Source organism: Burkholderia sp. M6-3, assembly GCF_050858985.1.
Taxonomy (GTDB): domain Bacteria; phylum Pseudomonadota; class Gammaproteobacteria; order Burkholderiales; family Burkholderiaceae; genus Paraburkholderia; species Paraburkholderia caledonica.
Genome location: NZ_CP110091.1, coordinates 2967696 through 2991427, shown reverse-complemented (window position 1 = coordinate 2991427; position 23732 = coordinate 2967696). Strand labels below are relative to the sequence as shown.

19 protein-coding genes and 2 pseudogenes are annotated in these 23732 nt (G+C 60.0%); 12 read left to right on the top strand and 9 right to left on the bottom strand.

From position 1 onward, the window contains the following. Positions 1-59 precede the first annotated feature (59 nt). On the top strand, positions 60-788 hold the full coding sequence (locus tag OH764_RS30955; protein WP_498849842.1) for a hypothetical protein: 729 nt from the start codon (positions 60-62) through the stop codon (positions 786-788). A 49-nt stretch (positions 789-837) separates the two neighbouring features. On the opposite strand, the gene OH764_RS30950 is transcribed toward OH764_RS30955, so the two are convergent. The 3 genes from OH764_RS30950 to OH764_RS30940 form a co-directional block, all read right to left on the bottom strand. Next, positions 838-2535 (bottom strand): DUF6531 domain-containing protein, encoded by a 1698-nt coding sequence (locus OH764_RS30950; protein ID WP_498849841.1) that lies wholly within the window; start codon positions 2533-2535, stop codon positions 838-840. A 132-nt stretch (positions 2536-2667) separates the two neighbouring features. Beyond that, entirely contained in the window at positions 2668-3180 is a 513-nt protein-coding gene (locus OH764_RS30945; RefSeq protein ID WP_498849840.1) for a DUF6531 domain-containing protein, read from the bottom strand. Positions 3181-3655: 475 nt separating this feature from the next. After that, the gene (locus OH764_RS30940) at positions 3656-4045 is read right to left on the bottom strand and encodes a hypothetical protein (protein WP_498849839.1); all 390 of its coding nucleotides are present in this window, start codon (positions 4043-4045) and stop codon (positions 3656-3658) included. Positions 4046-4110: 65 nt separating this feature from the next. On the opposite strand from OH764_RS30940, the pseudogene OH764_RS30935 reads away from it, so the two are divergent. The 3 genes and pseudogenes from OH764_RS30935 to ppnP all read left to right on the top strand — a co-directional run. Beyond that, positions 4111-4494, top strand: a pseudogene (locus OH764_RS30935) (helix-turn-helix domain-containing protein); the annotation flags it as partial. A gap of 87 nt (positions 4495-4581) precedes the next feature. After that, entirely contained in the window at positions 4582-5286 is a 705-nt protein-coding gene (locus OH764_RS30930; protein ID WP_498849838.1) for a hypothetical protein, read from the top strand. Positions 5287-5442: 156 nt separating this feature from the next. After that, a complete protein-coding gene (gene ppnP, locus OH764_RS30925) occupies positions 5443-5763 on the top strand; it encodes a pyrimidine/purine nucleoside phosphorylase (RefSeq protein ID WP_310358886.1) in 321 nt (106 codons plus the stop codon). An 86-nt stretch (positions 5764-5849) separates the two neighbouring features. On the opposite strand, the gene OH764_RS30920 is transcribed toward ppnP, so the two are convergent. From OH764_RS30920 to sdhC, 4 genes are read right to left on the bottom strand one after another with little or no spacing between them, the layout of a single operon-like run. Next, positions 5850-6554, bottom strand: coding sequence for a succinate dehydrogenase iron-sulfur subunit (locus OH764_RS30920; RefSeq protein WP_020071104.1), 705 nt, complete (start codon positions 6552-6554; stop codon positions 5850-5852). Between the two features lie 24 nt (positions 6555-6578). Further along, the gene (gene sdhA, locus OH764_RS30915; protein WP_498849837.1) at positions 6579-8354 is read right to left on the bottom strand and encodes a succinate dehydrogenase flavoprotein subunit; all 1776 of its coding nucleotides are present in this window, start codon (positions 8352-8354) and stop codon (positions 6579-6581) included. Between the two features lie 4 nt (positions 8355-8358). After that, on the bottom strand, positions 8359-8727 hold the full coding sequence (gene sdhD / locus OH764_RS30910) for a succinate dehydrogenase, hydrophobic membrane anchor protein (protein WP_110406629.1): 369 nt from the start codon (positions 8725-8727) through the stop codon (positions 8359-8361). Between the two features lie 4 nt (positions 8728-8731). Then, positions 8732-9145, bottom strand: coding sequence for a succinate dehydrogenase, cytochrome b556 subunit (gene sdhC, locus OH764_RS30905; protein ID WP_310066138.1), 414 nt, complete (start codon positions 9143-9145; stop codon positions 8732-8734). A gap of 217 nt (positions 9146-9362) precedes the next feature. On the opposite strand from sdhC, the gene OH764_RS30900 reads away from it, so the two are divergent. Beyond that, positions 9363-10259 carry a LysR family transcriptional regulator gene (locus tag OH764_RS30900; protein WP_087752083.1) on the top strand — a complete coding sequence of 299 codons (897 nt, stop codon included), beginning with the start codon at positions 9363-9365 and terminating at the stop codon, positions 10257-10259. A 36-nt stretch (positions 10260-10295) separates the two neighbouring features. On the opposite strand, the gene OH764_RS30895 is transcribed toward OH764_RS30900, so the two are convergent. Together OH764_RS30895 and OH764_RS30890 are read right to left on the bottom strand one after the other, a co-directional pair. Further along, the gene (locus OH764_RS30895; protein ID WP_498849836.1) at positions 10296-13472 is read right to left on the bottom strand and encodes a CheR family methyltransferase; all 3177 of its coding nucleotides are present in this window, start codon (positions 13470-13472) and stop codon (positions 10296-10298) included. Further along, positions 13469-13702, bottom strand: coding sequence for a ribbon-helix-helix domain-containing protein (locus tag OH764_RS30890; protein WP_498849835.1), 234 nt, complete (start codon positions 13700-13702; stop codon positions 13469-13471). Before OH764_RS30890 ends, OH764_RS30895 begins: the two co-directional genes overlap by 4 nt. Positions 13703-14093: 391 nt before the next feature. Between OH764_RS30890 and OH764_RS30885 the strand changes: the two are divergent. The 7 genes and pseudogenes from OH764_RS30885 to OH764_RS30855 form a co-directional block, all read left to right on the top strand. Next, positions 14094-14423, top strand: a pseudogene (locus OH764_RS30885) (glycine zipper family protein); the annotation flags it as partial. A 309-nt stretch (positions 14424-14732) separates the two neighbouring features. Further along, on the top strand, positions 14733-15320 hold the full coding sequence (locus tag OH764_RS30880; protein ID WP_498849834.1) for a lipid-binding SYLF domain-containing protein: 588 nt from the start codon (positions 14733-14735) through the stop codon (positions 15318-15320). A 1225-nt stretch (positions 15321-16545) separates the two neighbouring features. Next, the gene (locus OH764_RS30875) at positions 16546-17604 is read left to right on the top strand and encodes a PAS domain-containing sensor histidine kinase (protein WP_498849833.1); all 1059 of its coding nucleotides are present in this window, start codon (positions 16546-16548) and stop codon (positions 17602-17604) included. Positions 17605-17621: 17 nt separating this feature from the next. Continuing rightward, the gene (locus OH764_RS30870) at positions 17622-18260 is read left to right on the top strand and encodes a response regulator transcription factor (protein WP_498849832.1); all 639 of its coding nucleotides are present in this window, start codon (positions 17622-17624) and stop codon (positions 18258-18260) included. A 263-nt stretch (positions 18261-18523) separates the two neighbouring features. Continuing rightward, positions 18524-18910, top strand: coding sequence for a response regulator transcription factor (locus OH764_RS30865; RefSeq protein ID WP_498849831.1), 387 nt, complete (start codon positions 18524-18526; stop codon positions 18908-18910). A 148-nt stretch (positions 18911-19058) separates the two neighbouring features. Further along, entirely contained in the window at positions 19059-20492 is a 1434-nt protein-coding gene (locus OH764_RS30860; protein WP_498849830.1) for an efflux RND transporter periplasmic adaptor subunit, read from the top strand. Positions 20493-20504: 12 nt separating this feature from the next. Next, entirely contained in the window at positions 20505-23732 is a 3228-nt protein-coding gene (locus OH764_RS30855; RefSeq protein WP_498849829.1) for an efflux RND transporter permease subunit, read from the top strand.

Here is a 23732-nt window from a genome sequence, read left to right as displayed (position 1 = left end):
TCATCTGCCAGGGTTCGGCGACGCGGCGACCTTTCGACCAATGCGCATCAGTTGCCGTCGTGCCGAACCGACTGAACGCACAGCAGCACCTCGTCAAAGGGACAAGCTGGCGTGCGATGTTCCTCTCGAGCGCCAACAAGTCAATCCGCGAAATGCTGGTCAACGGCGCGGAGGCGGATCACGTCGCGGTCCTCAACCGCCTCACTGAAGTGCAGTTGCCCCGCATCGATCCTGACGACCGGCAATGGATTAGCGAAATGCCCATCACCCACCAGGTGGCACGCAACTATGGGCACGCCGGAATCATCCATGCGCAATGGCTGGTTGCCAACCAAGACCGTTTGCCACTACTCATCCAGCAGAAATGCGACGAACTCATGCGCCCGACGGATGCCGCCCGCGGCGAACGGCTGTGGTTGGCCAACCTCGCTGCGATGTTCGTGGGCGTAGAACTGGCACGTGCGGCGAACCTGCATGCAATTAACGTGCAGCGCTGGGTGCTTGACACGCTGCTGCCCGACCAGCGTCGCGCCGTTAGGTCGAGTCACCCATCGCGAACAACTTACTCGTCTGACGGCTCGTCGGGCGGTGCCTCTGTAAAGCTGATGTATTGCTTGAGATCAGGTTGGCCGAGCGCAACTAGAGCGAGCACGCCGGCGCCGAATCGACGCGCGAATTCGTCGTCAAGCTTGAACTTAAAGTCATCAAGCAAAACCGGAATCTCGGATTCCCCTTTGAGCGCCCCGGCTATTTTTGCCCGGTCGGCTGTCTGCAGGATCAACCGTTGACGGTCCTGATCGTAAGTAACGACCACTGAACATGGTGGAAATTTCATCGTCAGTGTCCTCTGCATTCCTGGTAGTCATCAAACGCCTGCTTCTTGCAAAGCGCGAGGCCGGGCAAGCCACCCATGTATTTGGCGAACGTGTTGCACTTGAAGACATCGCGCTCGTACTTTGCGTGACAGTCCGCTTCACGCCATTCATTATCTCCGCTCCCTCCACACTTGACGAATCCATTGTCCAGGCTTTTGGCTGAGGAGACAGAATCAGTGTAAATCATCGACCTCTTCGAAGATGCCGCAAGTTCGGGTATGAGGTAGATGACGGGAAGCTGCGATTGAGCAGCCAGCATCAACTCCGTTGTCTCTCCCCACTTCGGAAGCGCCTCGCTAACTTCGTTTTGATAAAGTCTGCCTGTCAATTTCGCTTTCCAACTGACGTAGCACTCAACACACATGTCAGGAACGAATGCCTGGTCATCCGACTTAACGCCGCTGAGGTTGGCAGGAGGAGCCACCGGATCATTACCTAGTTCCCAATTGGCAAGCCATGCTCCAAGTTCAGTGTCGCTTATTGGTTGCCACCATCCACCGTTGGTAGAAACCTTCGCCGAACGCGACGAAACGGTACCGTTGGCCGCGTACTGGTAGTCCACTGTCAATACACGAGCCCGCCCTCCGTTAATTGTGCTTGCCGGCTCGTTGTACTGGAAGTTCTTGACACGACCGCGCTCGTCGTAGGCGACGCTTGCCTGACCGCTATTACCAGCTATCTGCGTCGCACGGTTTTCGGAGTTACGGCCGAGAGTCCGCATCGCCCATCCCGATACGGCATCTGTTGTGGTGGCGATGTTGCCGCGTACGTCATACGTGTATGTCCAGTCTTCGGTCGTCGCACCGTTCCGTACGACCGTAGCAGACAGCATTCGGCCCGCCGCATCGTAGCGCGCCCCTACGGTCATCTGATCGCCTGCCGCGACTGCGTGCAATCCCTGTTCGCCCGTCTGGTCCGTGGTCTGCCATTCAGCGTAGCCAGTGACGTTGCCTGCTGTGTCGTAAACGAACGCCCTGAGTTTTCCAGGTGTTGCCACAAGGTGCGGCCGCAGCGAATTGCTGTCACTGTATTCGACGGTGGTTACCGTCTTGATGCCGTCAACGATTGCTGTGGCTTTTGTTGGCCGATTCACGGCGTCCCCGGTGTATTGGGTATTACCATCCGGGGTTGTTTTCTGTTTAAGGTTTCCAGACGTGTCCCATGTGCGGGACACCGTGCCACCGGGCGTAGCAATCGATGCAGGACGCGACGCGTCGCCGACGATGAATGAATATATGGTGTTGCCAGTCGAGTTGCCGACCGTTGTAGTGCCGGAGCCGTAGGCTAACGAAACATTGCGCGTCGTGTCAGGATGCGTAACGGAGATTGTGCGCCCCTTGGAATCGTAGGACCATGTCGCGATTCGCGAGCCCGATTCGTCCTTTATGCCGCTCAACGCATTGGGGAAGCGGGCATCCTCGTACAAGTATTGACGTACATAGCCGATTGGCGCGGTTACTGAAGTGAGATTACCTTTCGTATCGTACGCATAGTGCGTGGCATTACCCGAAGGCGGTACCACGCTCACGACGCGACCGCTGCTGTCGTACGTCAGGCTAAGCGTCAGCCTCGACGGTGTTTGCCCGACCCGATCAACGGGCCACTGTGCGATTGCATCTATTCGCTGTCCGTCATAGATAACTTCGCGATAGAAGCCCATTCGCGTTGTCTCGGAGTGCAGCCGACCCGTATCAAAAAAATATGTCTCGGTTGTACCGAGTCGCTCGTCTTTCTGGTAGTAGTAACCGTCGCTACTTTTCGTCAGGGATACGCCCGAAGTTCCCGGTACGGCTCACGCTCCGCCGCTGGGTCTAAAGATCAGCGGCTGTCCGCTGCTCTGGTAGGCTGTGATTTTAGGCGCGCTTGCATTGACAGCGGTCAGATCAAGCCTTCGCTGCCAGTTGCTTACCCAATATCCGCCCATAGCTGATTGTGTTTTGTCGAATGGCTTTGAAAGATAGCTGCGGGCAAACACAAGAGGTGAAGCGTCGCCGCTGGCGAAGTCTGTCTCCGAAAGGGTGACGATGCCGTTAGCAGGGAACACCGGATCAGCGACGGAGCAAGTTCCATCTGCGGGCGGGTCGGCCGGTGTGTTACACCACTGCTCAATCTGCACAAGGTCATTGATGCAGGCGTAATTCCCCATTCCTGTGGGCGAATTTGAAGTTACATCGAGCTTGCACGTCGGGGAACCCGGCGTCGCGCCGGACTGCGCATATAGCGACGAGCAGTCTGCCGCGTTTGCGTTGATTGAGAGGAACAGCGTGAAAGCTGGAAAGAGGCGTCTCGCGAATACAGTCGCCACTCCCAAGCGTCGGCGTCTTTTCATTTTTCGTCCCTGCCGGTTATTGAATGGTTGTTTGATGCACAACCAACCTACCGGGACCGCCAAGAACGAGGAATGCGACAACTCTTAAAATTACACCTGACTTTCACCAAGGCTAACTTAAATCATGCTGAATGGATTTAAACGTAGGACTCTACAACTTCGTTTGTCAGACTTCATCTATTCAACCGTAGGAATAGGCATGCCTACCCGGTGAAGTTCATTACAGAATGCGGCAGCCCACCGCAAGCTTCCACGCTGTACTGACCCAGTTGTTGCGGCGAGACCGGCCCGTACCTCCTCTGCATCCAGCCGAAGCCTCAACTCTTCAAGCGCGGCGAGATCGCGGTCTGATTCCGCGCGCCAGCAGCGTGCTATGACCTGGCGGGACCGTTCCAGCTGGAGAACGAATACCCGCGCATGCTGGAGTTCCGCAACGAGCGTCAGGATCGCTTCATTGTCGCGGTAGTGATTCTCCAGGTCGCGCAGATCGTGACTGGTTGGAGCGGTGAACGCGGGGAACGGGCGCGACTTGGATGTGTCGGCCACTCCTGCCCGGAATGTCTCGTTCCTCAGGTCTAGCTTCGGTATAGAACAGCGTTTCGACTTCACGCGCATTCTTCTTGAGCATGCGCGACGCGCCGAACGCGTCCCACAGCCCGAGTTGTTCCCGGTTGGTCGGCGCGGGGCCTTTTTCGCCGGGCTCGTTGAACGTCATCGCAATGCCCGTCAGCGGCCCGATCATGTAGCCATTGATGATCTCCTTCCAGGCCTCGGGCGTCGCATCAACGCCGGTCACTTCACGCACGCTGTTGGCCAGCCGCTTGTAGCTCTCTTCGGTCATGGTCCTGCCCTGCATCGAACTGAATTCGTCGGGCGACAGGTCTTTCGTGGTCTGCTGGCCCAGCGATCCTGGACGAGCTGGCGGCGTCCAAGGCGGAATCGCTTGGCTTGCCGAGCCCTGAAGACGCACGGCTAGTGCGCATCACCGACGCGCTCGTTTGCAATCTGTCCGACACGCGCCGTCTCGAACAATGGGCCGAGTGGGCAGGGCTTTCGCCGCGCACGCTGAGCCGGCGATTCGTCGCCGAGACGGGGCTCAGCTTTGCGCAATGGCGCGCACAGGCCAGATTGCTGCGCGCGTTGGAACTGGTCGCCGATGGTGTCAGCGTCACGACCATTGCACTCGAACTGGGCTACGAGAACGTGAGCGCTTTCATCGACATGTTCAGGCGTGCAACGGGAACCACTCCCGGACGCTATGCAGCGGTGGGCGGCGTGTCCATTGACTAGCAAGCGGCTGGCGCAGCGCGAGCGAGCGGTTCGCTATCGCTACAATATGCGGATGTTTCGTCTTCCCAATGGCATCGAGCGCCAGACATGCTGATCTCCTGTTTCTCCAGTGGCGACGCCATTCGCACACGGCGCGTGAGCGACATCGTGCTGTCGGGCATCGTCGACGTGCCTGAACTGCCTCATCGTGTGCTGGTCGACTGGGAGAGGGAAACGTCGTCGCGCATGGTTCTCGATCCCGGCGATGTCGAAGTCATGCCTTTCGCGCGAACACGTATGCGTTGGCCGGATTACACGCTCTGTGTTCAGGCGATGTCGGACTGGACGCGCTCACTCGGATTGCCCGACATACTTGCCTCTAGCGACGTCGCCTTAATGGCTTGCCGCGGCGCCACGTATCACCATGACGCCATGCAATACGGCGGCGCGGCATTCTGCAACCTGTTCCTGAGTGACGACAAGGGGCTCGACCTGCATTTCGCCTGTTCGGGGCAGCGCATTCCGTTGACCCGCGGAACGGCCGTGATATTCGACACAGGTCAGCCTCATGGTGTGATCCGGCGAGGTAGCAGCGGCTTCAACGTGGACGACTTCACGCCGGATCGGGATAGCGTGCAGATCTTCCTGACATGGGAGCTTCCTATCGAAGACGTACATGTCGCGCGCGCGCTTCAAGTCGAGTTCGACGTTGCACCTTTGCCGATCTCGCAGCCGGATGAAGAGCAGGTATTGCTGAATGGCGAACCGGTTGTCGTGTGTCCGGATTCGGGCCGCTGGCGTAAGCCTGATTGATGTTCGGCGTTATGCCGATTCCGATGCGCGACGTCTGTATGATGGCGAGTTGCGCCCGACCGCAAGCTCGCGCAGACGGCCGGCGCAACACGCACAATGGGCTGCCGCAACGCGGCGCCAACGCATCCCTTCACGACGATTCATAGGAAGACCGCCATGACGGCCGCAACGCAATTCGATCAGGTTTCCGTTATCAAACGCGCCAACGTCTATTTCGACGGCAAGTGCGTTTCGCACACCGTTCTCTTCGCGGACGGCACGCGCAAGACGCTGGGCGTGATATTGCCGGGCACGCTCAACTTCGGAACGGACGCGCCCGAACTGATGGAAGTGCAAGCCGGCCAGTGCCGCATCCGCCTTGAAGGCAGCGGCGAATGGAAGACTTACCGCGCTGGCGAGTCGTTTTCGGTGCCCGGTAAGAGCCGCTTCGACATCGACGTGATCGAAACGCTCGACTACGTCTGCAGCTATCTGTAAGAGCGATTGAAAGTGTGGTGCTGGAGTCTCGGAACGAGACTCCAGGCAAACGCAATGAAAAGCCGATAGGTTCTATCGGAAGTGCTTCAAACCGCGCGACGCACCATCAATTCCTTGATCTTGCCGATTGCCTTGGTCGGGTTCAGTCCTTTCGGGCAGACGTCGACGCAGTTCATGATCGTGTGGCAGCGGAACAGGCGGTACGGGTCTTCCAGATTGTCGAGCCGTTCACCGGTGGCCTCGTCGCGGCTGTCCGCGATGAAGCGGTACGCCTGCAGCAGACCCGCCGGGCCCACGAACTTGTCCGGATTCCACCAGAAGCTCGGGCACGACGTCGAGCAGCTCGCGCACAGAATGCATTCGTAGAGCCCGTCGAGCTCGTCGCGCTCTTCCGGCGACTGCAGACGCTCCTTCTCCGGCGGCGGCGTGTCGTTGATCAGGTACGGCTTGATCGAGTGGTACTGGTTGAAGAACTGCGTGAAGTCGCAGATCAGGTCGCGCACCACCGGCAGCCCCGGCAGCGGACGCAGCACGATCTTCTGCGGCAGGTCGTTCAGGTTCGTCAGGCACGCCAGACCGTTCTTGCCGTTGATGTTCATCGCGTCCGAACCGCACACGCCTTCGCGGCACGAACGGCGGAACGACAGCGTCTCGTCCAGCGCCTTCAGCTTCACCAGCGCGTCGAGCAGCATGCGCTCGTGCGAGTCGATCTCGATCTCGTACGACTGCATGCGCGGCGCCGCGTCGCGGTCCGGATCGTAGCGGTAGATTTCAAATGTACGCTTGGCCATTTCTGAATTCCTTTGATCTGTGCCTTAGAAGGTCCGCGCCTTGGGCGGCACCGATTCGACCGTCAGCGGCTGCATGTGCACCGGCTTGTAGTCGAGGCGGTCGCCTTCGCTGAACCACAACGTATGGCGCAGCCAGTTTTCGTCGTCGCGATGCTCGAAGTCGTTCTGCGCATGCGCGCCGCGGCTTTCCTTGCGCGCCTCGGCCGACACCATCGTCGCGCGCGCCACCTCGATGAGGTTCGCCACTTCGAGCGCCTCGACACGCGCGGTGTTGAACACCTTCGACTTGTCCTTCAGGTGGATATTGTCCACGCGTGCGGCCACCTCGCGGATCGCCTCCACGCCTTCGGAGAGCAGCGCCGAGGTGCGGAACACGCCCGCATGCTTCTGCATCGTGCCGCGGATGTCGTTCGCCACCGACTGCGCGTACTCGCCCGAGGACGAGCTCTCGAGCTTCGCCAGACGCGACAGCGCGAACTCCGCCGCGTCGGCCGGCAGCGGCTTGTGGTTCTTTATTTCCTTCACGTGCCTGACGATGTGGTTGCCCGCCGCGCGGCCGAACACCACCAGATCGAGCAGCGAGTTCGTGCCCAGACGGTTCGCGCCGTGCACCGACACGCACGAGCATTCGCCCACCGCATAGAAACCGTTGACCGGCTCCTCGTGACCCTTCGCGGTGCCCACCACCTGGCCGTGGATGTTCGTCGGAATGCCGCCCATCTGGTAATGGATGGTCGGCACCACCGGAATCGGTTCCTTGATGCAGTCGACGTTGGCGAACTTCAGCGCGATCTCGCGGATCGACGGCAGACGCTTCATGATCGTCTCCGCGCCGATGTGCGACAGGTCCAGCAGCACGTGGTCCTTGTTCGGCCCCACGCCGCGGCCTTCCTTGATCTCCTGGTCCATCGAGCGCGAAACAAAGTCGCGCGGCGCCAGATCCTTCAGGGTCGGCGCGTAGCGTTCCATGAAACGCTCGCCGTTCGAGTTGCGCAGGATGCCGCCTTCGCCGCGCACGCCTTCGGTGATCAGCACGCCCGCGCCGGCCACGCCGGTCGGGTGGAACTGCCAGAACTCCATGTCCTGCAGCGCGATGCCCGAGCGCGCCGCCATGCCCAGGCCGTCGCCGGTGTTGATGAACGCGTTGGTCGAGGCCGCGAAGATCCGGCCCGCGCCGCCCGTGGCGAACAGCGTCGTCTTGCCTTCGAGGATGTAGACCTCGCCCGTTTCCATTTCGAGCGCGGTTACGCCGAGCACGTCGCCGTCGGCGTCGCGGATCAGATCGAGCGCCATCCACTCGACGAAGAACTGCGTCTTGGCCGCAACGTTCTGCTGGTACAGCGTGTGCAGCAGCGCGTGACCGGTGCGGTCAGCCGCAGCGCACGCGCGCTGCACGGGCTTCTCGCCGTAGTTCGCGGTGTGGCCGCCGAACGGGCGCTGGTAGATCGTGCCGTCGGCGTTGCGGTCAAACGGCATGCCGAAGTGTTCGAGCTCGTAGACGGCGTTGGGCGCCTCGCGGCACATGAACTCGATCGCGTCCTGGTCGCCGAGCCAGTCGGAGCCCTTGATCGTGTCGTAGAAGTGGTAGTGCCAGTTGTCCTCGCTCATGTTGCCGAGCGACGCGCCAATGCCGCCCTGCGCGGCGACCGTGTGCGAGCGCGTGGGGAACACCTTGGAGAGCACGCACACGGACAGCCCCGCGCGCGCCAGTTGCAGCGACGCGCGCATTCCCGAGCCGCCCGCGCCGACGATGACCACGTCAAACTTGCGACGCGGCAGAGTATTCTTGATTGCAGCCATTCTTTTACACTCTCCAGAGAATCTGCGCAGCGTAGCCCGCGCACGCGAGCAGCCAGACGATGGTCAGCGCCTGGAGGAACAGGCGCATGCCCACGGGCTTCACATAGTCCATCCAGATGTCGCGGATGCCGACCCACGCGTGATAGAACAGCGAGAGCAGCGTGACGAAGGTGGCCAGCTTCATCCACTGGGTGGCGAAGATGGAGGCCCAGCCTTCGTAGGAGAAGTCGCGCGCGCCAAAGAACCACACGAGCAGGATCACCGTGTAGACGGCCATCACGACCGCGGTGATGCGTTGTGCGAGCCAGTCGCGCAGACCGTAGTGCGCGCCGACGACCAGACGCTTCGGACCGATTCGGTTAGGGGCTGCCATTTTTTTAGAATGCTCCGAAGAGTTTCGCCGCGAAGGCGAGCGTGAGAAGCGAGGACACGACGAACACGACGATGGAGGTCTGCCTGCCGCCTTCCTTGTTGACTGCGCGGTGCGTGTCCATCACGAGGTGACGGATGCCGGCGCAGAAGTGGAACAGGAACGCCCAGGCCAGCACCAGCGTGATGAGCTTGACGATGATGTTGGAGAGAAAGCCCTTGAAGACCTCGAAGCTCAGTTCGGAAGTCAGGCTCTGGTCGAAGAGGTACAGCAGGAACGGAAGGAAAACAAACAGCAGACCACCGCTCAAGCGATGAAGAATCGACACGCGCCCTGCAAGCGGCAGGCGATACGCCGTCAATATCTGCCCGATACCGATGTTCCGGAATTCCGGCCTCGGTTTTTTTAATGTGTCAGCCACAGTAGACCCCCTTTTCCTCTTTAGATAAACACAACGGCGCACACCGCCGCTCGCTCCGATATAGGCGCGAATCGTCCCACCTCATCCTTTGATCGAACGGCGTTGTATTGCGGAAAGATATTTAGGACGGACCGCGCGATGGCGATATTTTGTCGCACCGCTGATATACTGTCCAATATCTATCGCGTCTTACTGAAATATCTTTTTCAGATATCAGATGGAACTGCGTCATATTCGCTACTTTCTCGCTGTCGCCGAAGAGCGCAACGTCACTCGCGCGGCCGAAAGACTTGGCATCGGTCAGCCGCCGCTCAGCCAACAGATCCACGCGCTAGAAGACGAAATGGGCGTGCGGCTGTTTCGCCGCACCGGTCATGGCGTCGTATTGACGGAGGCCGGCGAGGCCTTCGCCGCCGACGCCAAGCGGATCCTGCACGACACGCGGCTGGCGGTCGAAAAGGCGCAGAGCGCGGGTCGCGGCGAAATCGGGCAGCTCAACATCGGCTTTACGGGGTCCGCAGCGTTCAACCCTGTCGTGTCCAAGCTGATTCGCGACTATCGGCAGGACTACCCGAACGTCACCCTCACGCTTGCGGAAGGCAACACCGCACAACTGCTCGCCTATCTCGGCGACGGCCGTGTGGACGTCGCTTTCGTGCGTCTCGGCAGTCAGTCGCCAGCGGGCGTGCAGTTCCATCACATCGCAATCGAGCCCATGCGGGTCGTATTGCCGGCAACGCATCGCCTCGCGAAGAAACGCAAGATCGCGCTGTCCGCATTAGCCGAAGATCCGTTCGTGATGCTGCCGCGCGAGGCGAGCCCTACGCTGCATGACGTCATTGTCGGAGCATGCAGGGAGGCCGGGTTCGAGCCGATCGCGGGACAGCAGGCGCCGCAGCTTTCGTCCGTGGTGAATCTTGTTGCTGCCGAGTTCGGTGTCTCACTGGTGCCGGCTTCGGTATGTCAGATACAGGTGGAAGGCGTCGCTTATACCGACGTGCTCGGCAACGCCATCTCGATCCGGCTCGTGCTGGCCTCGCGCATCGAGGCCGCGCCGGCAAAGACAGCGAACTTCCTGCAGAAGGCGGTTGCGTTGGCGTCGTCGGTCACGTGAGGCAGTCGTCCTCCACGACCGTGATGCATTGACGGTTCAACGCGTTCGCGATTGCTGCGATGGTGTGGCATTCGACGCATTGCCGCCCGGCGAACCGGCTGCAGGTAACGGTATCTCGATGTGACACGAGATGCCGTCGGCGTCGAACGTGAGTTCGGTGCGCGCCTGAAGCGTAAACTTCAGCGCCTTTTCGATGAGTTGCCGGCCGAAGCCGGTCCGGCTGCTATCCGGTCTGGTGCGAACCCCGCTTTCCACCCACTCGATCACGAGCGATGCAGCACCGGAGGTGCCCACCTCCACGCGCCAGCGCACTTCGAGTCGTGCCTGCTCCTCCTTCAGCGCGCCATACTTGAGGGCATTAGTCGCCAACTCGTGCAGGACCAGCGCGATGATCTGTATGTTCCGGAATCCAAGCGGCACGACCGGGCCACTGAGCTTGACCCGCTCGCCGTCCGCGACGCCGAGCGCATCGAACTCGAGTCGCACGATATCGCTCAGGTTGATCAGATTGCCGTCCGCTTCCCCGATCAATCCCTGCAGGCGTCCCAACGCCGCGAGGCGGCTCGTGAACGTTTCCAGCTTTTGATCGGCGGTAAGCGTCTGTTCAGCAATGGACTGGATCACCGCCAGCAGATTGCGGGTGCGATGCTGCAACTCGCCGATCAGCACGTTCTGCCTGTCTTCGGCATGGACCATGTCCGTTACGTCGACAAAAGCAATCACCACACCGTCGATCTGCCGGTCGCCGTTGCGATACGGCGCAAGGCGCACGAGGAAATGCGCGAGCCCATCCCTGCCGCTGACGTGCCGCTCCCTCGGCTGGTTCGTTTTGAAGACGGTCTCGATATCCTGCTCCAGCCCGTGCAACTCAAGCCGGCTGACGAGTTCAGTGATTGGGCGGCCGCGGTCGATAGCACGAATATGGAAAATGCTGTCCATTGCCGGCGTGAACGAACGGATCACCAGGTTGCGGTCGAGAAACACCGTTGCCACCGACGTGCTCTCAAACAGGTTTCGCAAGTCGCTGTTCGAGCGGTCGAGCGCGTCGATCTTTCCGCTCAATTCCATATTGACGGTTTGCAGTTCCTCGTTGAGCGAAACGAGTTCTTCCTTCGACGCCTCCAACTCTTCATTCGACGACTGCAGTTCTTCGTTGACCGAGACCAGTTCCTCGTTGGAGGACTTTAATTCCTCCAGCGCCGTCTCGTACTCTTCGATCATGGACTGCAAACGCTCGCGAGTCTCGCGCAACTCCTTTTCGATCTGCGCCGCGGTGCCGTCGTGCATTGACTGCGCGCGCGCAAGCGCTTCTTCTCGGGCCGCTAGCGGGCCTTCGTCCTCGAAGATGACGAGATACATATGCTCGTCCTGCGGCTGACCGGTCAGCGGTTCCACTGTTAGGCTGATGAGTTGCACACGGCCGTCTTCGCCCTCCACGACGACGCCCTCGCGCGTGACGGTGCGGCCCGACTCGACCGCTTCGCGAAACACCGACCGCAGATCGAGGCTGAGTCCCTTGCGTGCGAGCGCAAACAGTTGCCGCGTCGGTGCGCCGGGCGCCGCCTCCAGGTACTTGCCGGTGCGGCCGGAGTAATAGACGACATCGCCGTCGCGCGTGACGAGCACATGCGGCGGTGTGAAGCGCTCCAGCATATGGTTATCCACCACATGCCGCAGCGCAGCGCCGCCGAGAGCGGGGCGGCTCGGCGTCAGTCCTCCGGGTTGTCCGATCTTCAACGAAGAGACCGATAGTGGCACACGAATCTGCGGCGAAACATCCGCTCTCCGCCGGAAAATGCGGTGCTTCTTCTCCACCGGCAGAAACAGTTCGTCGAACTGGCTGACGTTCTCCGATGTACCGAGGAAGAGATACCCGTCCGGCCGCAGCGCATAGTGGAACGTCGGGATCGCCTGATTCTGGATTTCTGTGCCGAAGTAAATCAGCAGGTTTCGGCAGGAGACCAGGTCGATGCGCGAAAAAGGCGGATCGCGAATCACACTATGCGGCGAGAAGATACAGAAGTCGCGCACTTCCTTCGTGAGCACATAGCTGCTGCCGTCCTGAATGAAGAAGCGCTCGCGCCGTTCTTCGGATACTCCGTCGAGCATCGCTAGCGGGTAGCGTGCCGCGCGTGCGACGGCGAGCGCGCCGTCGTCGATGTCGGTGGCGAAAATCTGTACGCGCGGTGTCGGCTGACGGCCATCCATCTGCTCGCGCAGCAGCATCGCAATCGAATAGACTTCTTCACCAGTCGCGCAGCCGGGAACCCACACGCGAATTGTGTCGTCCGCGCCGCGTCCCTCCAGCAATTGGGGAATCACGATCTCCGCGAGTGCCTCGAACGCCTGCGCGTCGCGAAAGAAACTGGTCACGTTGATCAGCAGGTCCCGAAACAGAGCGGCGACTTCTTCCGGCTCTTTCGACAGTCGCGCAACGTAGGCCTCCGGCGTAAGGATTTCAAGGACCTGCATGCGCCGCTGCACGCGGCGCACAAACGTGTTCATCTTGTAACCGCTGAAGTCATGGCCGACCTGACTGCGCAGGATTGCATAGATCGCAATGCGCGCTTCGTCGAACTCGCTTGCATTGATTTGCGCTCCTGATTTCCCGGCAAAGCCGTCGAGCATGAAGACGCCCGCGGCGAAGCTCGCGAGCTTTTGGCCCATTGCCTCGGCGGGCACCGCGAAATCGACGAGGCCCGTTGCGATCGCGCTTCTCGGCATGTCCGGATGATGCGGGCCAAAGCCGTCGTCGGCCTGCGCCAGTGTCAACCCGCCGCGCTCCTTGATGGCCTTGATGCCCAGTGTGCCGTCGGAATCGGCGCCCGAGAGAATCACGCCGGCTGACAGCTCGCCGACGTCGGCCGCGAGCGTGCTGAAGAAAACATCAATCGGTTTGCGCTCGCGCCGGAGCTTGTCCTGAGACTGCACATGAAGTGTGCGGTCCTTGACACTTACGACGGCGTCGGCCGGCAACAGGTACACATTGTTGGGTTCGATGGACGTGCCGTCTGCAATGGCGTGCACCGGCATGTCGGTAAAACGGGCAACGATTTCCGGCAGCATGCTGTCGCGATCGGGACTCAGATGCGTGACGATCACGCACGCGAGGCCGGGGTTTCGCGGCATGCCACGGAAGAAGCCCTCGAGCGCTTCGACGGCACCAGCAGACGCACCTACGCCGACAATCGGGAAATGGGTGGGTCGCGTCATCGTTTGTCCCGCATTGCCGCGGGTTTGCCACCGTCGGGATGGGCCTGCCGCTTCGGGGGCGTACCGTCCGCGCTATTGTCCAGCGAGGGCATGGACTGCTCCTGCAGCAGCCGCAGTCCGGCACGGACGACCTCGCTTGCCGGGCTGTAGCGACCTACGGCAATTTCTGCCTCTATGAACGACGCCAGTCGCTCCGTCAGACTAACGCATAGCGCGTGCTTGCTCGGCATGGGCGACTCGCGAAAATGGATGGGTATGATTTTATATTACGCTTTTGGAACTGGGCACTTCGACAACCAGTGGCGAGCAACCGGCGTGATTCGTCGCTCGATTGACTCCCTGGAATCTCGGCTCAAAAGCTTATTCACGCGAGAGCGTCTCAGGGCAGAACCGCGAGAAAGGAGATCATGATCACCGCACACATCCACTCACCAATGTTCGCGATGCGGCAGCGGCCGTAGTGATCGCATACGACCTTGGTCCGATTGTCCTCAACAGATACGCAGCGCAATCATGTACTCATCACGCGAGCTTATGCGTCGTCGGGAACACCTTGGGAGCTGTTGTGGATATTTACAGGAGACACCGCTTTTGCGCTGTCGCATTGAGCGGTGTGCTCCTGATCCAGCGACTGTGGCGTCGAACCAGCCGCCGCCGCCTTCGGGGCCAGCGGTGGGTGGTGGTGAACGGCTTAGAGGCGCTGCGCGCGGCGCAGCGAGCGGTGCGGCGATCGGCGCGATTGCTGGCGACGCCGGCAAGGGCGCTGCAATCGGCGCGGTTGGCGGCACGATGGTTGGCGGAGCGCGGGCTCGCAACAATCGGTAGGCCGCTGCAGATTCGAGTCAGGCGCAGGTGCAAGGCGCAATGGATACCTTCAATCGCGCCTGGAGCGCCTGCATGGAAGGACGCGGTTATTCGGTCAAGCGAACGTGTTATTGGATGCCGCCGTGAGCGAAACAGCGTGCGTGTCATTCCGCTGGATGCGAAGTGCTTCATGGACGCGTGACGTAACCGTGGCTGGAAGTCTGCCTTTGCGGAGATAGCGGCGAGCTCTAAGACGAGAGTCTTATTCCTCCCCTCGTCGCCATCACAGAACTGGTCAAGCCGGGACGAGCCCTTGACGTTATTACCTGAGTACTCATCTGACTGCGTCATGTGACTGCGGCCGACCGAGTGATGTGATTGCTGCCGCAACGATTTAAGAACGATGTGTTTACCCGCGTACCGGTACTTCGGCCGGAGCGCTAACGGAGGCCAACAATGAACAGACGGAACTTCGTGTTAAGAACTGCGGCTGCGATGGCCGCTTCCACACTGGCGTTTGCTGGTTGCACCGCGACGACAGGCAGCGGCAAAAGCTCGGATACTGACGAGTCCAAGCGCCAGGCCATTGACGCGAGTGTGAACGGTACATTGAGCCGGCTGTTCTCAACGGTGAAAGGCTCGCAGGAACTTGCGTCGAAGGCACAAGGGATTCTGGTGTTTCCAGACGTGAAGAAGGCTGCTTTCATCGTGGGCGCCGAGTATGGCGAAGGCGCATTGCGTGTGGGTGGCAGGACGGCCGGCTATTACAGCACGGCGGCGGCGTCATTTGGATTTCAGGCGGGGGCACAATCCACCGCTGTCATTTTCCTGTTCATGACAAGCGACGCGCTCGCCAAATTTCAGAGTTCGTCTGGCTGGTCGGCCGGGGGTGACGTTGCGGTATCGGTCGTGAAGGTAGGTGCGAATGGCGCAATCGATACGACATCGGCAAGCTCCCAGGTGGTCGCCCTCGTGCTCACCAATGTCGGTCTGATGGCCGACGCCTCGGTTAACGGTGCAAAGGTGACGAGGCTCAACCTTTGAGCCGGAACCATGTGCTAGCAATGTATCGGGCGATTGGGCGATCTAAACCTCGTCACGCTTCGGCATGATCTGGACGATGATGGTCGATCGCTCCAGGACATGTTGTGGATCCGCGACTGGGATCCGCGCAGCGCATTCGGCGTCGTGTCGATAAAAGTCGGCACGACGCGCGAGGCGCGTACTCGTTCAGAAATAGAGTTGGGATGTGGTCAAACGTCAGGTATCCGAACTTGTACAGGAACGCTTCAATCCATTCGTACTGCAATGTCGCCTGATTGACTTCGACCGCGAGCCACCTCAGTCACGCACTTATCGCTATCTCACTCAGCTCTAGACAACGTGCGAAATTATGCTATTTGGTCGCAGTTAGCATAATCGCGCCGAAGTAGAGCGCGTGAAGCGATTCCACGCCGAAAACGTTTCATGTTCTGCCCGCGTATACGCTAAGGCGAACTTGATTGCATCTTCTTCCACATTCCCTCGTCGACTCGCAACGATGTTATTAACAGGCTATTGAACGCTGAGTCGCGCCATTTTTTCCGATGCCTCCAGCTTGTTCGAAAAAAATTCTGAAAAAATCACATCGCTACCTTTCATCCGGCTATCTTCCAGTCTATGGTACTCAAAGGTGCCAAACAAATACGGCTCTCGCGCGATTAGGTGAGCCGACCAATAGCCTACTAGATCTCATTTTGCTGATTGACCGAAGAGTTCGCTCATCTGTCGATCTGTTAAGCGGGTACTGTGGCATGTTCGAGCACATCCCCGCGAAGAGGCGCGCGTTGCTGCTCGATACCGTAAGGCCAATACGGAGAGTCAAGTCATGAATATGCCCACACGCGACCCCCGCACTATGATGACGGGGATTGCGTCAGCCCTTGAGCGGCTAAAACATTCATGGGGAGCCAGCGCAAGGAAACAGAACCCGACGCCGTCGGCCAGGCCTGCCAGAATGATTACGGCAAATCGCGCGCATGACAGGCCGCGGGTCGACATGTCTGACGTGGCACCTCGAAAAGCGGGGAGCGGGCAGGACAACCTCGTTCGAAAGCAGTTGCACCCCCGGACATACAGACGACCATCCACTGTAAGCTCCGACCGTATGGGGCAGTTAAAGAGTGCGCTGGTCAGATATCTGCCGTGGCCGACGGGTCGCGCTGAAGACGCTAAGCTTAACCGCGCGAGAGAAGGGCTGAAGCCACTGCTGGAAATGATGCCTGCGGCGATGATCGTGGTCGACGACGCCCATAAGGTCATACAGGCCAACCAGCTTGCCGCAACGCTTTTCTCTTATACAGCGGAGGAAATGAGCGGCCTCTCTTTCGTGCAGTTGTTTCCTCGCATGGATAACGACGCGGTGGCGCGGCGAGGACATCTGCCATCAAACGGCGCGCCCGAAGACTTTGCAGCTTCCAGCGCGCGACGAACAGCTGTTGCACGATGTAAGGACGGCACCGAACGGTCGGTCAGCGTGAAGTGTACGCACTACAGACCGGCTGGTGCATTTGTATGGGTCGTCACTGCCGACGACGTGCAAGCTCACGCAGAGATGGTTATCGACGAGTCGCAGCACGCGCATCTTGCGCGCGTTTTCGAACTGGCGGAAATGGCGGCCGTTCTTGCTCACGAAATCAATCAGCCGCTCACCGCGATCCTGAGTAATGCACAGGCGGTACAGCGGTTCCTGCATTTGACCAAAAGCGGTTCAACTGACTTGCGGGAGGCGTTTGCAGACATCGTGGCGGATAGTTTTCGTGCCACCGAGATCGTTCGCAAGCTGCGGCAGTTCGTCCGTCGCGCCGCACCCGAGACACGGTCGATCGATATTGGGAGTCTGGTCAGCGGAGCGATGCACCTCATGCGTCGCGATGCGGTGGTGCGCGGAGTCAGCGTGACGCTCGACATCGGGAGGCGCGTGCCGCTGGTCCGAGGCGATAGCATCCAGTTGCAGCAGGTCATGATCAATCTGCTGCAAAACGCGTTCGACGCGGTAGAGGGGTGTTGTGCGGAACACCGCGTCGTGTCGGTGAAAGTCGATACTGCGGCGCAAGGAGAAGGGGTCAGTATTTCTGTGAGCGACCGCGGCCCTGGTCTGAAGGCGGAGCAACTCGGCGAGATGTTCTCGCCGTTTCCCACCTCCAAGCCGCAAGGTCTCGGGCTCGGCCTGTCGATCAGTATCTCGATCATCTCGATGCACGGCGGACGGCTATGGGCGGAAAGCAATGGCGAGCGGGGCGCGACGTTCCGACTCGTGCTGCCATCTGCGGGGGAGGCTGATATATGACAACCTGTTCAAACACCATGACTGAAGTCACTTCAATGGTATTCGTCGTCGACGATGACGAGCACGTCAGGTCTGCTCTCGCGCGACTGATCCGGCTGTCCGGTTATTGTGTCCAGACCTTCGACAGCGCGGAGACGTTTATCGACCGTTTCGATCCGAAGAGCGGCCCTGCCTGTCTGCTGCTCGACCTGCAACTACCGGGACTCAGCGGGTTAGCGTTGCAGCACCAGTTACATGAGTGGCTACCGATCATTTTCATGTCTGGGCACGGCAACATGAATTCCGCGGTCGACGCAATGAAAGCAGGAGCAACAGACTTCCTGCCAAAACCGGTGACTGACAGCGTATTGCTCGACGCAATCGAACGCGCGCTCGAACGCGCGCGACGGCTATTCGGTTGGCGCAGCGAACTGCAGGACATCCAGAGCCGGGTCAAGCAGCTTACTCCCCGCGAGCGCGAGGTAATGACGCTCGTCGTGGCGGGTTACCTGAACAAGCAGGTCGCGAGCGAGTTGGGCGCAGCAGAAAAGACCATCAAGATTCACCGTGCACGCGTGATGGAAAAAATGAAAGCCGGATCGCTCGCAGAACTCGTGCGCCTCGCGGAAAAAGCGGAATCCGCGACCGCGACGGACACGTCCGCCTCGTATCGCTGACTGCGTTCGGGCAGGCGCCATGCAGATGAGGTCGCACCTCGCCGGGCGCTGGTGCGAATCAAGATTTCAGACGTCCTGTACGCCAGCGCTGCTGGCATCCACACATCGCGCTCAGTGCCGCTGACGCGTGGCCACCAGTCGTAATCCGGTGCACTTGAATGGTCTTGGTGGACCAAAGTCCTATTTCATATCTCAAGTGAATTCGTTAGGCTCGGACTGCACGATCGCGTTGCGACATCGCCTAACGAGCCCGAACGTACCACATGGCCAATCTCACTCCGACCGCAGCGGTTGTCGACGATGAAGAATCGGTCGGACGGGCGATCAAGCGCCTGTTGAGATCTGCTGGCATCGACGCGGAGGCGTTCTCGAGCGGCGAGGCATTTCTGAACAGACTGTCGACCGATGCATCGTACCGGCCCGACTGCGTGATCCTCGATGTCCTGATGCCTGGCGTTGGCGGCGTCGAAGTGCAGCGCCAACTGTCCGGTACGGGGATGCCGGTCATCATCATCACCGCCCACGACGACCCGTCGGTTCGCGCGCAAGTGCTCGCCGCCGGCGCCATCGACTATCTGCGCAAACCGTTCGACGGTGCCGCGCTAATCCGCGCCGTTCAGGCGGCGACGGGTTTCCCGCCTGCGCCCTGAGGCCACTCTTCGTTGAGTGGCGGCGCAGCAGCGTCGTCTTCGTACGGATCGTATGAGACCAAAGTCCGATTGTCCGGACCTTGTCGGATAACCACACTGCAATCTATGCAGCCGTCAGCCGCGCTGACGTCATCCGGAGAACGCGGATATGAAAAGCCCGGACGCAATCAGTGGGATCGCCCCGATGAATATGGCCTCTGTTGCCCGCGCTTTGCGCTTGTCGCGCGCGCGCGTCACCGCCTCGCACGTGATCGTGCCCGGTCGCCCGACGCATGCCCGCCGTCTCGCCGCGCAAAGCACACGGTTGCCTGCGCTCGACAATCACGCTCTTGACGCCACTGGTAACGCAAGCGTCGCGCCGGTCCGCCCCACGCTCACACTGGTGATTACGTTGCTCGCGTTGCTTGCATTCGTCGCCGGATGCGGCAAGAAGGAGGCATTGCCGGCAGCAGGTGCGCCCGAGGTCACGGTGATGACGGTCACGCCTCGCGACACGCCGGTCGTATTCGAATTCACCGCGCAGACCGAGAGCTCGCGCGAAGTGCAGATTCGCGCTCGCGTAGACGGCTTTCTCGATCGTCGGACCTACGTGGAAGGGTCGTTGGTGAAGTCCGGGGAGACGATGTTTCTGATGGACCGGAAGCCATTCGAGGCCGCGCTGCAAACGGCCAAAGGCCAGTTGTCGCAGCAGCAGGCGAGGCACCAGGTCGCAAAAGCCAATCTGGCCCGCGTGCAACCTCTGGTTGCGCAGAACGCATTGAGCAAGAAGGATCTCGACGATGCCGTTGGCAACGAAGCACAAGCCGCCGCAGCCGTTATTGCAGCCAAAGGCGAAGTGGATACGGCTCTGTTGAATCTCAGCTACACGACGATCAAGTCCCCGCTAACGGGGCTGTCGAGCTTCGCCAAACAGCAGGACGGCAGCTATGTGACGGCTACCCAGTCGGGGTTGCTCACTACTGTGTATCAACTCAATCCGATCTGGGTGAACTTCAGTGTGTCGGAGAATGAAATGCTGAGGTACCGCGATCAGATTGCGACGGGACATCTGCGCTTTCCGCCCGAAAACAACTTCACGGTATCTCTCGTGCTCGCCGACGGTTCCGTTTATGCGGAACACGGCTCGATCGATTTCGCCAATCCCGCATTCAGCACTGAAACGGGCACGTTCCTGGTACGAGCCGTCTTCGACAATCCTAAAGCTGTGCTGCGCCCCGGGCAGTTCGTGCGGGCGCGCGTGGCCGGAGCGATCCGGCCAAATGCGATCCTCGTTCCTCAGCGGGCGGTTTTGCAGGGCTCGAAAAGCCACTTTCTCTGGGTGGTGGACGCCGAATCTAAAGGCCGTCAGCGTGTGGTGGAAGTCGGGGAATGGCAAGGCGACGACTGGTTCATCACCGACGGGCTGAAGCCCGGCGAGCGTGTCGTAGTAGACGGTGCAATCCGCGTCACCGCCGGGGCGCCGCTCAAGATCGTTCAACGGCCGCCCGTCGCGGACAGCGGACAGCAGGAACCAGGCGGCCAGGCTAATGGACCCAAAACAGCCGCGACGGAGCCGGTCTCCGGCGCCGGCGCGTCCCAGTGAAGGACGGCGACGATGAGCATTTCCCACTACTGCATCGACCGGCCGATTTTTGCGTCTGTAATCTCGATTGTGATTACGCTCGGCGGTGCGTTGACGATGTTCGCGCTGCCCGTTGCCCAATATCCGGACATCACGCCGCCGCAGATTACGATCTCCGCCACCTATCCGGGGGCGAGTGCAGACGTCGTCGCGAATAACGTGGCCGCGCCAATCGAGCAGCAGGTGAACGGCGCCGACAACATGATCTACATGAACTCGTCGAGTTCATCGACGGGAAATCTGACGATCAACGCTTTCTTTGAAATCGGCACCAATCCGCAGCTCGCGCAGGTCGACGTGCAGAATCGCGTGAACCTTGCGTTGCCGCAACTGCCGCAATCGGTTCAGGCGCAGGGTGTACAGGTGCAGAAGAAGTCGTCGGCGTTCATGATGGTCATCGCGATCTACTCGCCGGACCAGCGCTTCACCAGCACGTACATTGCGAACTTCGCAAACATCTACGTGCTCGATGCGCTCAAGCGGATTCCGGGCGCGAACCAGTCGAGCATCTTTGGCACTCCGGACTATGCGATGCGTGTCTGGCTCAAGCCCGATCGTATGGCGCAGCTGGGCATCACCGCGACCGACGTGCAGAACGCTGTCCAGAACCAGAACCAGCAATTCGCTGTAGGGCGCATTGGACAGTCGCCGACCGGCACTCCGGTTGAACAGTCGTTTGCTGTCACGACCACGGGTCGCCTCGCCGAACCGGCGGAGTTCGAGAACATTATCCTGCGTGCTGCTAGCGAAGGGTCGGCTATCGTGCGACTGAAGGACGTCGGACATGCCGAACTGGGACAGAAGGACTACTCCATCCGCAGTCGCTTTCAGGGCAAACCGGCCACGATCATCGCCGTCTATCAGCAACCGGGCGCGAATGCGCTCGATGTGTCGAAGCAGGTTCGCGCCACGCTTGCCCAACTCCAGCAGTCGTTCCCCGAGGGCATCCAGTACGACATTGCAATGGACACTACGGAATTCACGCGCGCGTCCATTTCCGATGTGATCCACACGTTTTTCGAAGCACTGGTGCTAGTGGTGATCGTGGTGTTCGTTTTCCTGCAAAGCCTTAGGGCGACGTTGATTCCAGTGCTGGCAGTGCCGATTTCGATTGTCGGCACCTGCATGGGGATGGCCCTGCTCGGATTTTCGATCAACATGCTGACCCTCTTCGGGATGGTGCTTGCCATCGGTATCGTGGTCGACGATGCGATCGTGGTGATCGAGAACGTCGAACGCAACATGACCGTTCACAAGCTCAATCCGAAAGACGCGGCCAAACTCGCGATGGATGAAGTGGCGGGGCCGGTGATCGCCATTGTGCTTGTGCTGTGCGCGGTGTTCGTGCCGGTGGCGTTCGTGAGCGGCATTACTGGCCAGTTGTACAAGCAGTTCGCGATTACGATTGCGATCTCGGTTGTGATCTCGGGCATTGTCGCGCTGACACTGTCGCCCGCACTCGCCGCGCTATTGCTCAAAAGTACTCACAAGGAAAAGAAAGGCTTCTTCCGCTGGTTCGAAAACACGTTCGCACGGATGACCACAAGCTACTCCCGCGCGATTCAGTTCGTCATCAAGCGCTTCGTTCTCGCGTTGCTGCTTTTTGGGGCAATGATCGCGCTGACCGTCGTGATCGTCAAATCCGTTCCGAGCGCATTTCTTCCGCCGGAAGATCAGGGCTATCTTCTCGGCGCAATCCAGATGCCGGATGCGGCGAGCCTCGATCGAACCGGGGCGGTGTCTGACCGGGTGACTGAATACTTCATGAAACAGGACGCGGTCGGCAGTATCACGACGGTCGATGGTTACAGTCTGCTCGACGTGCAGAACAAAAACAATGCGAGTACCTTTTTCATCGGTCTAAAAGGTTTCGACGAGCGCTACACACGTGCCAATCGCGAAACCCAGAATGCGAGGGCCGTGCTGATCGATGCATATAAGACTTTGTCGAAGATAACGGCGGGAGTCGTGACGCCGGTTAATCCACCGTCTATTCCCGGGCTCGGCACGACCGGCGGCACCGAAGTATGGATTCAGAGCACGGGCGACGCGACGATCGCGCAGCTTGCCGGGGTCGTGCAGCAGTTTATCGAGCGGGCGAGAAAACGGCCCGAGCTTGCACGGGTCACGACGACCTTCAATGCGTCGTCACAGCAGTTGCTGGTCGAGGTAGACAGGGAAAGAGCCCAGACGCTCGGCGTGCCGATCGAAGATGTCTATAGCTCGATGCAGACGATGTTTGGTTCCCTCTATGTGTCCCAGTTCAACCGGTCGAGCCGGCTGTGGCAGGTCATCCTGCAAGCCGATCCGGTCTATCGGCTCAGACCACAGGACCTTGACCAGATATTCGTTCGCAGCAAGAACGGCACGATGGTGCCGCTAAGAGCGGTCGCGACCTACCGGTATGTCACGGGTCCGGATCTGCTCACACGCTTCAACAACTTCCCGGCCGTGCTCGTGACGGCGAATGCTGCGCCGGGCTACAGTTCGGGCCAGGTGATCGCCGCACTCGAACAGCTTGCCACCGAAATGCCGGCCGGCTTCGGCGTCGCCTGGAGTGGTGAGGCTTATGAGGCGCGTAAATCCGGGGGGACGTCGGGCATCGTTTTTATCTTCGGGCTCGTGATGGTGTTCCTGATCCTCGCCGGCCAGTACGAGAAATGGTCGTTGCCGGTCGGCGTGCTGATGGCCGTGCCGTTCGCGCTGTTCGGTGCGCTCCTCGCTATCCTGATGCGGGGCCTCGAAAACGATATCTATTTCCAGATCGGCCTCACGATGCTGGTCGCGCTCGCGGCGAAGAATGCAATTCTGATCTTTGAGTTCGCGGTGATCAACCGGGAAGGAGGCGCGTCGGTGCTGGATGCTACCTTGCGAGCATCCGAAGAGCGGTTGCGCCCGATCGTGATGACGTCGCTTGCCTTTATTCTCGGCTGCGTGCCGCTTGCTATTGCAGTGGGCGCGTCGGCAAACAGCCGGCATTCGATCGGCACTGGTGTGATCGGCGGGATGCTGGGTGCGACCGTCATCGCGGTATTTTTCATTCCGATGTTCTATTACCTGCTGGAAACCTGGTCGTCGCGTAAAAGCGGGCCGAAGGAGAAGCCGGGAGCAGACCCAAGCGCCCCGGGAGGCTCGGCGCCTGCAGCGGGCGGTCCGGGTACGCCGAAGGTCACGCCGTCCGCACAGCGCGAGGGTGACTGA

Bases quoted from the DNA above. Each gene is read 5' to 3' on its own strand.
- sdhA (WP_498849837.1), bottom strand. From the start codon at position 8,354: ATGGCTGCAATCAAGAATACTCTGCCGCGTCGCAAGTTTGACGTGGTC.
- OH764_RS30890 (WP_498849835.1), bottom strand. From the start codon at position 13,702: ATGCCGAGCAAGCACGCGCTATGCGTTAGTCTGACGGAGCGACTGGCG.
- OH764_RS30860 (WP_498849830.1), top strand. From the start codon at position 19,059: ATGAAAAGCCCGGACGCAATCAGTGGGATCGCCCCGATGAATATGGCC.
- OH764_RS30855 (WP_498849829.1), top strand. From the start codon at position 20,505: ATGAGCATTTCCCACTACTGCATCGACCGGCCGATTTTTGCGTCTGTA.
- OH764_RS30950 (WP_498849841.1), bottom strand. From the start codon at position 2,535: ATGGGCTTCTATCGCGAAGTTATCTATGACGGACAGCGAATAGATGCA.
- OH764_RS30920 (WP_020071104.1), bottom strand. From the start codon at position 6,554: ATGGCCAAGCGTACATTTGAAATCTACCGCTACGATCCGGACCGCGAC.
- OH764_RS30895 (WP_498849836.1), bottom strand. From the start codon at position 13,472: ATGACGCGACCCACCCATTTCCCGATTGTCGGCGTAGGTGCGTCTGCT.
- OH764_RS30880 (WP_498849834.1), top strand. From the start codon at position 14,733: ATGAACAGACGGAACTTCGTGTTAAGAACTGCGGCTGCGATGGCCGCT.
- OH764_RS30875 (WP_498849833.1), top strand. From the start codon at position 16,546: ATGATCGTGGTCGACGACGCCCATAAGGTCATACAGGCCAACCAGCTT.
- OH764_RS30900 (WP_087752083.1), top strand. From the start codon at position 9,363: ATGGAACTGCGTCATATTCGCTACTTTCTCGCTGTCGCCGAAGAGCGC.
- OH764_RS30940 (WP_498849839.1), bottom strand. From the start codon at position 4,045: ATGACCGAAGAGAGCTACAAGCGGCTGGCCAACAGCGTGCGTGAAGTG.
- OH764_RS30930 (WP_498849838.1), top strand. From the start codon at position 4,582: ATGCTGATCTCCTGTTTCTCCAGTGGCGACGCCATTCGCACACGGCGC.
- OH764_RS30865 (WP_498849831.1), top strand. From the start codon at position 18,524: ATGGCCAATCTCACTCCGACCGCAGCGGTTGTCGACGATGAAGAATCG.
- ppnP (WP_310358886.1), top strand. From the start codon at position 5,443: ATGACGGCCGCAACGCAATTCGATCAGGTTTCCGTTATCAAACGCGCC.
- OH764_RS30870 (WP_498849832.1), top strand. From the start codon at position 17,622: ATGACTGAAGTCACTTCAATGGTATTCGTCGTCGACGATGACGAGCAC.
- sdhD (WP_110406629.1), bottom strand. From the start codon at position 8,727: ATGGCAGCCCCTAACCGAATCGGTCCGAAGCGTCTGGTCGTCGGCGCG.